General features: G+C 57.9%; 10 protein-coding genes, 1 tRNA gene and 2 other RNA genes. 6 read left to right on the top strand and 7 right to left on the bottom strand.

Annotated elements, in window-relative coordinates; translation table 11 throughout:
- The first annotated feature begins 212 nt into the window (after positions 1-212).
- Entirely contained in the window at positions 213-2,228 is a 2,016-nt protein-coding gene (gene rep, locus C4S72_RS19085) for a DNA helicase Rep (RefSeq protein WP_104004761.1), read from the top strand.
- Positions 2,229-2,315: 87 nt separating this feature from the next.
- Here the strand turns inward: rep and C4S72_RS19080 are convergent, their stop codons facing one another.
- Positions 2,316-2,744: a c-type cytochrome gene (locus tag C4S72_RS19080; RefSeq protein WP_104004760.1), complete on the bottom strand. Its 429-nt coding sequence runs from the start codon at positions 2,742-2,744 to the stop codon at positions 2,316-2,318.
- Positions 2,745-2,954: 210 nt separating this feature from the next.
- On the bottom strand, positions 2,955-3,677 hold the full coding sequence (locus C4S72_RS19075; RefSeq protein ID WP_104004759.1) for a peptidase: 723 nt from the start codon (positions 3,675-3,677) through the stop codon (positions 2,955-2,957).
- A gap of 153 nt (positions 3,678-3,830) precedes the next feature.
- Here C4S72_RS19075 and C4S72_RS19070 point away from each other — a divergent pair.
- The 3 genes from C4S72_RS19070 to C4S72_RS19060 all read left to right on the top strand — a co-directional run bounded on the left by C4S72_RS19070 (position 3,831) and on the right by C4S72_RS19060 (position 4,256).
- A tRNA-Arg gene (locus C4S72_RS19070) sits at positions 3,831-3,907 on the top strand.
- A 47-nt stretch (positions 3,908-3,954) separates the two neighbouring features.
- A non-coding RNA gene (locus tag C4S72_RS19065) (RtT sRNA) lies at positions 3,955-4,079 on the top strand.
- Between the two features lie 51 nt (positions 4,080-4,130).
- Positions 4,131-4,256, top strand: a non-coding RNA gene (locus C4S72_RS19060) — RtT sRNA.
- Between the two features lie 91 nt (positions 4,257-4,347).
- On the opposite strand, the gene C4S72_RS19055 is transcribed toward C4S72_RS19060, so the two are convergent.
- A complete protein-coding gene (locus C4S72_RS19055) occupies positions 4,348-4,623 on the bottom strand; it encodes a hypothetical protein (RefSeq protein ID WP_104004841.1) in 276 nt (91 codons plus the stop codon).
- Positions 4,624-4,986: 363 nt separating this feature from the next.
- On the opposite strand from C4S72_RS19055, the gene C4S72_RS19050 reads away from it, so the two are divergent.
- Positions 4,987-5,523: a hypothetical protein gene (locus tag C4S72_RS19050; protein ID WP_104004758.1), complete on the top strand. Its 537-nt coding sequence runs from the start codon at positions 4,987-4,989 to the stop codon at positions 5,521-5,523.
- Between the two features lie 207 nt (positions 5,524-5,730).
- On the top strand, positions 5,731-6,813 hold the full coding sequence (locus C4S72_RS19045) for a TRAP transporter substrate-binding protein (RefSeq protein ID WP_104004757.1): 1,083 nt from the start codon (positions 5,731-5,733) through the stop codon (positions 6,811-6,813).
- 73 nt (positions 6,814-6,886) lie between these two features.
- Here the strand turns inward: C4S72_RS19045 and C4S72_RS19040 are convergent, their stop codons facing one another.
- The 4 genes from C4S72_RS19040 to C4S72_RS19025 form a co-directional block, all read right to left on the bottom strand.
- The gene (locus C4S72_RS19040) at positions 6,887-7,609 is read right to left on the bottom strand and encodes an SIR2 family NAD-dependent protein deacylase (RefSeq protein WP_104004756.1); all 723 of its coding nucleotides are present in this window, start codon (positions 7,607-7,609) and stop codon (positions 6,887-6,889) included.
- Between the two features lie 151 nt (positions 7,610-7,760).
- On the bottom strand, positions 7,761-8,549 hold the full coding sequence (locus C4S72_RS19035; protein WP_200826837.1) for a TIGR00266 family protein: 789 nt from the start codon (positions 8,547-8,549) through the stop codon (positions 7,761-7,763).
- 54 nt (positions 8,550-8,603) lie between these two features.
- Positions 8,604-9,479 carry a type 2 periplasmic-binding domain-containing protein gene (locus C4S72_RS19030; protein ID WP_104004754.1) on the bottom strand — a complete coding sequence of 292 codons (876 nt, stop codon included), beginning with the start codon at positions 9,477-9,479 and terminating at the stop codon, positions 8,604-8,606.
- A complete protein-coding gene (locus C4S72_RS19025) occupies positions 9,455-11,857 on the bottom strand; it encodes a bifunctional diguanylate cyclase/phosphodiesterase (RefSeq protein WP_104004753.1) in 2,403 nt (800 codons plus the stop codon). Before C4S72_RS19025 ends, C4S72_RS19030 begins: the two co-directional genes overlap by 25 nt.
- Between the last annotated feature and the right edge of the window lie 185 nt (positions 11,858-12,042).

Below are 12,042 nucleotides of genomic sequence, written 5' to 3'. Positions count from 1 at the left end.
GATTAACACGTACAAATCAGGCTTGAAACAACTGTTTAAATCGTTTTCTTTCAGTCTCTTAGGATTATCCGTCCCGGGTAATGCGTGGAGGCGGTTCCTGAGAACTCTGCGACTGAGCTGTGGCGGATTGTCTTAAAATACCACCGCTTTTGAACAGAATCTCTTAATAGATCGGCCGTATCGTTACAACATTTAGCTTTTATTGAGGTGTCATGAGCAAACTGAACCCCCGCCAGCAGGAGGCCGTCCACTATATCGGTGGCCCGTTACTCGTGCTCGCTGGTGCCGGATCGGGCAAAACCAGCGTAATTACGCGCAAGATTGCCTACCTGGTTCAAAGCTGTGGCATCGAGGCGCGGCATATCGCAGCGGTTACCTTTACCAACAAGGCAGCGCGCGAGATGAAAGAGCGCGTCAGCAGCCTGATTCAGGGCAAGGCCAGCCGCGGTCTGACCGTCTCTACCTTCCATAACCTGGGGCTGAATATTATCCGCCGTGAGCACAAGGTGCTCGGCTTCAAACCCGGCTTCTCCATTTTCGATGACCAGGACAGCAAGGCGCTGCTGCGCGACCTGATGATCGATCACAATGAAGATACCGACCATGTGCAGATGGTGCAGGGCCAGATCTCCAGCTGGAAGAACGACATGGTCGAGCCGCAGCAGGCGCTGGAAATCGCCCAGGGGCCGCAGGAGATTCTCGCCGCCCGCGCCTATGAAGCTTACAACCGTCACCTGCGCGCCTATAACGCGGTGGACTTCGACGACCTGATCCTGGTGCCGGTAAGACTGTTTGCAGAGCATCCGGATGTGCTCGAGCGCTGGCAACACCGCATCCGTTACCTGCTGGTGGATGAGTACCAGGATACCAACCTGTCCCAGTATCGGCTGGTTCGGCAACTGGTTGGCCACCGTGCCGCACTCACCGTGGTGGGCGATGACGACCAGTCGATCTACGCCTGGCGCGGCGCCCGACCCGAGAACCTGAATCAGCTGCAGGAAGACTTTCCCAGCCTCAAGGTGGTGAAGCTGGAGCAGAACTACCGCTCGACCAGCCGTATCCTGAAGGCGGCCAACACCCTGATCGCCAACAACCCACACGTGTTCGAGAAGACGCTGTGGAGCGAGATGGGCTATGGCGATCCATTGCGGCTTATCCATACCCGTAACGAAGATGCCGAATGCGACCGCATCGCTACCGAGATTCTCGACCGCCACCTGCGTGACCGCATCCCGTTCAAGGAGTTTGCCGTGCTCTACCGTGGCAACTTCCAGTCGCGACTACTGGAGGTGAAGCTGCAGAGCTACCAGGTACCCTACAAGATCAACGGTGGCACCTCCTTCTTTGCCCGCGCAGAGATCAAGGATCTGATGTGCTACCTCAAGGTGCTGGTCAACCGGGATGATGACAACGCCTTCCTGAGGGTGGTGAACCTGCCGCGCCGTGAGATCGGCCCCTCCACGCTGGAGAAACTGGGGCAGTACGCGTCCGAGCGCCAGATCAGCCTGTTCGCCGCCTGCGATGAAATCGGTATAGAACAGGTACTCTCCGCCAAGGCGGTGGACCGGTTACGCCGTTTCTGCGACATGCTGCAGCGGATGTATGAGAACTGCGGCAAAGGTGACCCGATCGCGGCGATTCGTGATCTGATCTACGAGATCGAATATGAAGACTGGATCCGCCAGAACAGCACCAGCGAAGGGGTTGCCGAGAAGCGGGTGCAGAACGTCTGGTTCCTGGTCGACTCTTTGCGCTCAACGCTGGAGCGTCTGCAGGAGGAGGATCCGGACGCCGGCATTGAAGAGGCGATTGCGCGCCTGATCCTGCTGGATCTGATGGATCGCCAGGAAGAGGAAGACGACTCCGACAAGGTGCAGCTGCTGACGCTTCACGCCAGCAAGGGACTGGAGTTTCCCCACGTTTTCCTGATGGGGATGGAGGAGGAGCTGCTGCCGCACCGCAACAGCATCGAGATGGATACCATTGAGGAGGAGCGGCGTCTGGCCTATGTGGGGATCACCCGCGCCCAGCGTACGCTGACCATGACGCTGGCAAAAAAACGACGTCAGTTCGGCGAGGAGGTGGAGTGCGCGCCGAGTCGCTTCCTGGAAGAGTTGCCGGCGGATGACCTGGAGATCGAAGGCGCAGGTCAGGCCAGCCCGGAGCAGAACCGTAAACGCGGCAACGCCACGCTGAACAGCCTCAAGGGGATGTTCGACGACCTCTGATCGCCTGAGGCTTCTCTCAACAACGAACAAGGCCACCCGAGGGTGGCCTTGTTGCTATCTGCTGTAGAAATCAGATTGGGTCTGAAATCAGGAACCGGACAGCATGTACTCGATGGCAGTCTTGATCTCGTCGTCGGAGCAGTCTGCACAGGTGCCTTTCGGCGGCATGGCGTTGAAGCCGTTGAGCGCATGGTTCATCAGAGTTTCCATGCCTTTCTCGTCCAGGCGGGCCTGCATTTCGTTAGTGCCGAATTTCGGAGCGCCCAGCACGCCGGTGCCGTGACATGCAGCGCACTTACCGGTGTAGATGCTTTCGCCAGAGCGGGCACCACCAGCAGCGACCGGTGCAGCAGCGGCGCCACCACAGCTGTCATCACCTTCGATACATACGCTACCGATCGGCTTGATGCGCTCAGCGATAGCATCATCGGTAGCCGCCTGAACAGAGCTGGCCAGGGCAAAGCCCAGACCCAGCGCGCAGAGTGCTTTAACAGCTTTTGCAGCGAATTTGTTCACAGTCACAACCTCATTATCAGGAAATGGTTTTGGCAGGCTTGTCAAAATGCGCTTCCAGGCGAGGCAAACAAGGCTGCACCAAAAATCTGGTCAGGGATTATACCGACAAAAAAGTCCCTACGAAAAGGCGGACCTTAGTACCCCTGACCCAGGACAGCTAATAAAAGGTCGCTGGTGCATCAACCGGTGAGAACGCAGCGACCGGCTCGATTACAGGGTTGTACGCGGCAACTGGTTAAACAGTTCCTTGATCCCTTCACCCCAGGCTTTGCGCAGCGCCAGGAACTCGGCATCTTCGCTGCCCAGCTGGCGGGTGCGCTCAAGGCTGAAGCTGTTCTTTTCATAAGTAAGCACGTCGATTGGCAGATCCACCGTTAGGTTACTCTTGATGGTGGAGTCCATCGAAATCAGGCCGCAGGTCATCGCGGTTTCCAGCGGCGTGTTGAAATCGATGATACGGTCGAGAATCGGCTTGCCGTATTTGAACTCGCCAATCTGCAGGAACGGCGTTTCGATGCTGGCCTCAATAAAGTTGCCCTGTGGATAGATCAGGAACAGGCGCGGCTCCTCGCCGCGGATCTGGCCGCCGAGCAGCAGTGAACAGCCCAGGTCCACGCCCTGGCCCTGCTGATTGTGGGTGTCGCGCTCGATAATCTCGCGCATCAGCTTGCCGATATACGCCGCTTCGTCATACATGGACGGCAGCGTCATCAGGTTCTCTTCAGCCTCGTTGATACGCCGTTTCAGCAACTCGACGATACTCTGGGTGGTGGCCAGATTACCGGCGCTGAGCAGCACCAGTGCATGATCCTTGCCGTTGCCAAAAGAGAACAGCTTGCGGAAAGTTGAAATGTTATCCACACCCGCATTAGTGCGGGAATCGGCCACAAAAACCAGCCCTTCAGCCAGTCGCATCGCCACGCAGTAGGTCATCGCTCTCAGGTACCGTTATTGAGTTGCGGTTAGTTCAATCGGGCCTATAGTAGGGCCGCCAGATGCTGGTCGTCTACACTTCTTAGGGAGTAAATCTAGCTTGCAAAGCGCTGTCGAATCGGTAACATTGCGACCCGCAAACACTTCCTATGCGCGCCTGTAGCTCAGCTGGATAGAGTAGCAGGTTCCGATCCTGTTGGTCGGGGGTTCGAATCCCTCCAGGCGCGCCATTTTTCCTAGCTCCACCTTATCTTCCAGTCCGCACTAAAGCTCACAAAGCATTCCTACGCCTGGAGGGTGAGAACCCCCGATGGGGTTCGAGCCGAGCGCAGCGAGACAGCGTTGCCGCAGGCAACGACCCGAAGGGCGAGGCGAAGCCGAGTAATCCCTCCAGCTCCATCTGCACCATTTTCTCGACCGACCTTATTTTCCAGTCCGCACTAAAGCTCACAAAGCATTCCTACGCCTGGCGGGTGAGAACCCCCGATAGGGATTCGAGCCGAGCGAAGCGAGACAGCGTTGCCGCAGGCAACGACCCGCAGGGCGAGGCGTAGCCGAGTAATCCCTCCAGCTCCATTTGCACCATTTTCTCGACCGACCTTATCTTCCGGTCCGCACTAAAGCTCACAAAGCATTCCTACGCCTGGAGGGTGAGAACCCCCGATGGGGGTTAATCCATCGCCTTCTTAACCGCCTTTTTCACCGATGGCTCTTTCTTCTCTTCGATCTTGTCCATCACCTTGCCATCCGGAAGCTTGTCCTCGACCTTGTCTGCAGCCATATCCTTGGCGGCCTCGGCCGGTGTGCAACGGCCGCCGATGCCGATGGTGGATTTAGCGACCGCACCCTTGGCGACCTTTTCGGCGTTGCAGTCGGGATCCAGCAGGTCCGCCGACGCTGATGAAGCGGCCAGGGTCAGCGCGAAAGCCAGTGCAATCTTTCTCATTTCGTTCTCCTTAACAGCCATATCTGAACCGCTGATCATGCTTCTGCGTTGCTATCAGCCGGTTAATATTCCGCAGGTTGATATCCCTGAGAGAGCAGAGTCTCTCCTTGGTACTGCCTCCAGGCAGCCCAAATGAAGAATAGTCGATCAGCATTTCCTGGCCATGACGCGCCGATATCTTTTCGCACAGTGCGAATCATTTTCGCCCTGAGGTGCGCCCCCGGCCGGATTCATCAGGGCTTTCGGTGGCAGAGGCCTGTCTATCGGTTAGTTCAGCATCGTCTAAACTAAAAACCTGCCGACTGACTCGGATATATCCAGTGTCGGCAGCAGGCATTCCTATCAATAAGAAAGGCGACGCAGATGAACAGGTTAACTGGCAAGTTACTGATGGTAACCGGCCTGATCCTGTCTCCGGTGTTGGCACAAGCTGAAGATAATCAGGCTTTAATCGAACGGGCGCTTTCCGCGGCGCCATCCATGGTCATCGACGGTGCGACGGTGATGTACCGTGGCGAGGTGCTGCAAGAGGGCAGTAATGGCTGGGTCTGTATGCCGGAAACCTTTCCGGACGACGGTTCTCCTCTGTGCAATGACGCGGTCTGGATGGAGATGATGCAGGCGATGGGCGCCCAGGCACCCTATGAGGCGACACAGGTTGGCTTCTCTTACATGCTGGCAGGCGACGGCCCAGATGGCGGGGTGAGTAATTCGAACCCTTTCCATGCGGACCGCTTCCATGCGGATGACTTTATCCGTGAAGGGCCGCACCTGATGGTGATACTGCCGGCTGAGCTGCTGGAAGGTATTCCGAGCGACCCGAACGCCGGTGGTCCCTATGTGATGTGGAAAGACAGCCCCTACGCTCATGTGATGATTCCGGTCGGCGAACGTAAATAGATCGACCGGGTGAGTTCTGTTTAAGCCACCTTGATAAGAGGGGCGAGGTTTGCCCCTCTGCATCGTTTTATCCCCGCTTTTTACCGCCAAACGTGGGCGAAGTGTGCAATATCTGCGCTGTACTCTTCAGAACTTTGCGCACAGAAGGTACTATCCTCCGGCTCCTCTCGACATAAAAATGACACATACGGACACGGACTGACGACAATGAGAATTCGCTTTGCCTCGTTCAAGCTGGCGGCGGCGCTTGCCGCGCTGCTGTCGCTGGCCAGTACCTCTGTGCTGGCAGATAAGACCTACCGACTGAATCTGGCCGAAACCTGGGGGCCGAACACACCGATTCTGGGCGAGACCACGCGCCACATGGCTGCCATGGCCGAGAAGATGTCCGGCGGGCGCCTGCAGATCCGTATCGATTCGTCCAACAAGCACAAGGCGCCGTTCGGCATCTTCGACATGGTCAAGGCCGGTCAGTACGACATGGGCCACACCGCGTCCTACTACTATAAGGGCAAGGTGCCCAACACCATGTACTTCACCACCGTTCCTTTCGGAATGACCGCGCCGGAACAGTACGCCTGGTTCTACTATGGCGGCGGTATGGAACTGATGGAAAAGGTGTATGCGCCGCATAACCTGCTCTCTTTCCCGGGCGGTAACACCGGCAACCAGATGGGCGGCTGGTTCCGCAAGGAGATCAACTCCATCGAAGATCTTCAGGGTCTGAAAATGCGTACCCCAGGCTTTGCCGGTGAGGTAATGGCCGAAGTCGGCGTTGCCGTAACCAACATCCCGCCGGGCGAGCTGTACACCTCACTGGAGCGCGGCACCATCGACGCACTGGAGTGGGTTGGCCCCGCGCTGGACCTGCCGATGGGTTTCCACCGCATCGCAAACTACTACTACTCCGGTTGGCAGGAACCGGGTGCCGAGGTGCAGTTTCTGATCAACAAGCGTACCTGGGAGAGCCTGCCGGAAGATCTGCAGGAGATCCTGCGTGTGGCGATGCGCACCGCAGCCTACGACATGTACAGCGAGAGTACCCACCTGAACTCCCTCGCCTGGCAGCAGATGAAGGAAGAGTATCCGGATGTGACCCACAAGGTGTTCCCGCCGGAGGTGATGGATGCGCTGCGTGCGGCTACGGAGAAACTGCTTAAGCAGGAAGCCGCCAAGGATCCGCTCACCGCGGAAATCGTGGAAAGCCAGGAAACCTACCTGAAGCAGGTTCGCAAGTGGACCAACATCTCCGACAAGGCTTACCTGGATAGCCAGCCGGCCTTGGATTAAGCGCCTCGGAATAAAAAAACCGCCTGTTGGCGGTTTTTTTGTGTCTGCGGCTTGGGCTTTGGGCGCTATTGGCTCAGTCCAGCCAGCGCTTGATCCTGTCCAGCAGATGACTGTCTTCGGCAAAGGCTTCGGTGGCGCTGGTGCGGAAATGGCGCTCGTAGGGGATCAACGACTTGCCGTCGTAGACGCTTTTCTCGCAGGGATCGACATAGACGATACGCGCCGCGCCCTGGCTGCCCATGTAGGCTTCGGCGCAGAAGGCGATGACGCTTTCGCTGCTGCCCACCACCACAACCAGATCCTCTTCGGTGAGGCTGTCCATCAGGGCGAACAGCTCCTGGTACACCGGCGCCATCTCGCCGAAAAACACCACGTTGGGTTTGAACTGTTTCGGTCGGCTGGCGTAGTCGAAAGCCTCGTAACCCAGGTGGAAGATCTCGCGGCTTTCCAGGTCCACCATCTCCAGCAGGTTGCCGTGGATATGACGCACAGCTGTGCTGCCGGCGCGTTCATGCAGATCATCCACGTTGGAGGTCATCAGAATCACGCGCCCGGGATGTGCCTGCTGTACGGCGGCTATGGCTTTATGGGCCGGGTTGGGCTCAACACCAGCCAGCGAGGTGCGGCGCTGGTTGTAGAACTGATGCACCAGCTCGTAGTTACGCTCGAAGGTGTCGATATTGCAGACATCCTCGATGGAATGGTTTTCCCACACCGCATCTGAACCGGTGCGGAACGTAGGTACGCCGGACTCGGCGGAGATGCCGGCGCCGGTGAAAAAGATAACTCGTCTCATCCCGATCCTCCTTTCAGGCCTTACAGACTATGCGCAGGAGTGATGGCGTCAAGCGGTGAAAGCGGCGGGTGTTTGGCCAGAAGCAGGGCGGGGCTTATAGTCGCAACTATTGAACGGAAGAGCGGCGCCCGTGGGGCACCATCGTTGAGCCTTAGCGGCCGTCGAGCATACGGCCCAAGCCGCCAAGGACAGAACCCTCACCCTTGTCACTGCCGCCGGAGCTTGGCGCGCTGGCGATGATGCGGTCCGCCATGCGTGAGAACGGCAGGCTTTGTAGCCAGACGGTGCCGTGCCCCTGCAGCGTGGCCAGGAACAGACCTTCACCGCCAAACACCATGGACTTCAGGTTGCCGGCGCGTTGAATGTCGTAGTTGATACCCTCGGTGAAGCCCACCAGGCAGCCGGTATCGACCCTCAGCGTTTCGCCGTTCAGTTCCTTTTTCACCACTGTACCGCCGGCCTGGATAAATGCCATACCGTCACCTTCGAGGGTCTGCAGGATAAAACCCTCACCACCGAACAGGCCGGAACCGATGCGGCGGTTGAAGGCGATGCTGACCCGGGTGCCAAGTGCGGCGCAGAGAAAGGCGTCTTTCTGGCAGGTGATCTTCTCGCCGTAATCGGCCATGTTGAGTGGGACGATATTGCCCGGGTAGGGGGCGGAGAACGCAACGCGGCGTTTGCCGCTGCCGCGGTTGCTGAAATGGGTGGTAAAGATCGATTCACCGGTGAACACCCGCTTGCCGGCGGAGAAGAGCTTGCCCATAAACCCTTCATCCGGGTTGGAGCCATCGCCCATCTTGGTTTCGAAGTCGATCTCCTGCTCCATGTAGGTCATGGCGCCGGCTTCGGCGATAACCGTCTCGCCTGGATCCAGCTCCACCTCAACCAGCTGCATTTCGGAGCCGATCAGCTCGTAATCTACTTCATGACAACGCATAGCGATTTTTTTCTCCTTGTTCGGTCAGCCGGTGATCGATGGCGCCGGCACCTGTTATCGCGATTTTTCGAGTGCCGGTTGGTACCAGAGTTCACTGGGAACCTTTTGGATCGACGGAAGCGTAAACGGGGAGGTCAGGTCGATAATCTGGTAGTCGCTGTGTTCGAGAAAACTCAGTGCCCTGCTCATCTCCGGACGCTGGCGCAGAAAACGTTCGAACTCGCCGCTTTCGTGCAGTTGCATCAGCCCGTAGAGGATGCGCTCCTGGAGCAGAGGTCTGCGTTTTGATACCGCTATGTAATAGGGGCCTGTGTAGCGCAGGACCACTTTTTTATTTGCGACCAGACCTTCGGCGAGTGGCAGTTTCAGCTCTTCCCAGATCTCGGCCACACCGCGGGGGAAGTAGTCGACACGACCCGCTTTTAGCATTCGCATCATGCTTACCATGTCCGATGTGGTAATAACGGACAGCTGGTTGGCTCGCAGTATATCGGTGTCCGCCCAGTCGCCGCCCTGGATGGCAACGTACGGCTGTAAATCTTCCAGTGACTTGACCGCTTCCAGGGCGGCCAGATTCTCCGGGGTGGTCATCATCACCCGGTAACCGAGCAGGCCGCGCATCAGCGGAAAGGGGACCACGAGCATTTCCGACTCGACCTCCTCGCTGGACATGACAAACATGACGTCCAGCAGTGCCCCATCCGTGACCAGTTGACGCACACGCCCCTGGGAAGGGGACATATCGGACCTTTGCAGCCTGTAAGGGCCGTACTTCTCCTCTGAGGCCTGCAGGCTTTTCTCTAGCAGGGCGAGCGGGTAATCAATCAACCCGTCAGTGGCATAGCGCACCAGGGTCGTCTGATCTGCACTCCAGGCCGGGCGTGGCAGAAGCAGTGCAAGGCTGATCAGGAGCGCTGAGAGTATTCGCATATGAGTGACTCCCGGGTATCCAGCATTCGGCTGAACTGTTCTGCTGGCATGGGGCGAGCGAAATGGTAGCCCTGCAGCAGCTCGCACTGCATCTCGCGCAGTGATTCGGCATGGCGGGCTGTTTCGACACCCTCGGCGACCACCGCCAGGCCCAGAGTGTGGGCCAGGTTGATGGTGGCCTCTACCAGCCTGAGAGTGCGATCGTCGTCATGCATATTGAGGATAAAGCTCTTATCGATCTTCAACGCCTGGAACGGGAAGCGGCACAGATAGTTCATCGAGGCGTAGCCGCTGCCGAAGTCGTCGATCACCAGTGAGATCCCTTTGTCGGTCAGCTGCTGCAGCTTGTTCTGGATCAGGTCGTTACCACTCAGCAACAGCTGTTCGGTGACTTCAAGTTTCAGGGCTTTACTGGGCAGCCCCGAGAGCTGCAGCGCGTTGTTGACCACCCGGAGAAAGCCGCTGTCAGCCATCTGCAGCGGTGATACATTGACGTTGATGACGAAGTCCGGCTTTCGGTAGAGCCATTCGCTGGCCTGGATGCAGGCGCGTTGCAGAATCAGTTCACCGATCTCTCCGATCAGGTTCAGGCGTTCCGCCTCGCCGATAAACTCCTCCGGTGAGATCCAGCCGAGCTCCTCGTTATGCCAGCGGGCCAGGGCTTCGCAGCCGCTGATCTCACCGCTATCAGACTGGACCACCGGCTGGTAATAGACATCCAGCTCTTCCAGTATCTGTCCGCTTTTGAGCAGGGTAGAGATGCGCAGGCGTCGCGCCAGTGCTTCACTCATCTCCGGCTTGAAGAAGCGGAAGCTGCGGTCGCCACCGCGTTTTGACTGGTAGAGCGCAGCCAGGGCGTGTCGCATCAACTGGTTACCGTTGTCGCCATCATCCGGTGCCAGGGCGATGCCGATGTTCAGGTTGGCGTTGATCTGCTCTTTTCGCAGCCAGAGTGGAGTGTTGAATGTTTTCAGCAGGTTGCTCGCCAGGCGTTCGATACCGCCGCGCTGGTCGTCTTCCTCAAGCGGCAGGGCGCAGAGCAGTTCATTACCGGTGGTGCGGGCGAGCAGGGCGCCGCTGGGCAGGTTCTCCTCGATGATACTGCACACCTCCAGTAACAGCTGATCGGCATACTGCAGCCCCAGGGACTCCAGGACCTCGGCGTAGGACTGGATGGAGATCGCCAATACCGCCAGGTTGTTATCCTCGATCAGTTGTTCATCGATACTCGCCAGGGCCAGCTCGCGATTGGGCAGACCGGTGAGTAGATCATGTTCAAGCAGGTGGCGTTCCCGGGCTCGGGCCTCGCGCTGTTCGGTGATATCGATGGCGAAGAAAATGAAGAGCTCCTCTCCCTGATCCCTGAAGCGCCGGCAGCGGATATTGATCCAGGCGGGGCGTGCTTCATCGTAGGGCCAGAACAGTTCCTTTTCCCACTCTTCGGTGCTGCGAGTGTTTTTGATAACGCCGCGCAATCCTCCCTGCTCGGGAGCGATACGCTCGCCAAGCTGTTTCAGGGTCTGGCTGTCCACCTCTTCCCAGGGCTCTACACCGAGCAGCTGCTTAAAGGGGTTGTTGGCATACTGGGGCTGCTGGTCGGCATTGAAGATCAGCAGTGCAGCGCTGCCGGTATTGGCTGCCAGGGCCAGGCGCCGGTGCTCGGTGCTAATGGTCTTGAGCCGTTCGGCGTCTTCGATAAAGCGCTGGCGCATGGCGTTAAGGGCGTTACGGATCTGGTCCAGCTCATCGTCTCTCTGCGCCTGGGAGCGATCATAGACGAACGCCTGCGCCGGAGTGCTGAGGGTGATCTGGCTGGCGCTGTGGCGCAGTTTGAGCAGGTGGCGGAACAGCAGGCGATGCAGAATCAGTAGAATCAGCGCCGAGACGATCAGCGTTTTCAGCGCCTGTAAAGCCACGATCAGCAGGGCCTCTCGCTGCAGGTTGTCATAGGCGGCTGAGCGATCGATCTGCAGTGTCAGTTGTCCCAGCGGGATAGCGCCGTCCGGAGTGTTTTGCTGCAGTGGATAAGTTTTTCTTGTGATGTGCTGAGAGCCCTGCGCCTCGCCGGCGCTGTAGCTGCTGCCTTCTGGCGTTTTCAGTGAAGCCTGGGCGATGTAGGGAAGGCGCTGGATAGACGTCAGATTGTAGGTAATAAGCTCTTCGTCCAGGCGCCAGACGGCATCCTGAAGGGACAGAATAAAGGTCGGTTCGGCATCTGCCAGTCGTGCATCCAGCTGATTCAGCTCGTCCTTGAAGCCGACGTAGAGCTGGGCGACAGCGACCAGCGCGGCAAACAGGCTGCTGGCCAGCAGAATGCTGGCGAGAATCTTCAGGGATAGAGGATGGCTTTGCCTGAGCTCCTGTAAGCGTCTCAGCATTCGTTATTATTTCCTCAGGGGGGCTCCGCTTCGGATTACCAGGCCGCTATCGGTGGTTTCAGTGTAGACGAACCGAGACAGCCTTACCGGAAAAGTAACATTTTTGTCGTCAGTTTTAGCGTTGATTTAAGGGTATCGGTTGAGGATAGGTGGAGCGCGGGTAAAAGGGTTAGATATTCTGCTGA

This window comes from Marinobacterium lutimaris (genome assembly GCF_900108065.1).
GTDB classification, from domain to species: domain Bacteria; phylum Pseudomonadota; class Gammaproteobacteria; order Pseudomonadales; family Balneatricaceae; genus Marinobacterium_D; species Marinobacterium_D lutimaris.
The sequence above is the reverse complement of the archived record's forward strand: the minus strand, read 5'-3'. Positions and strand labels throughout refer to the sequence as shown.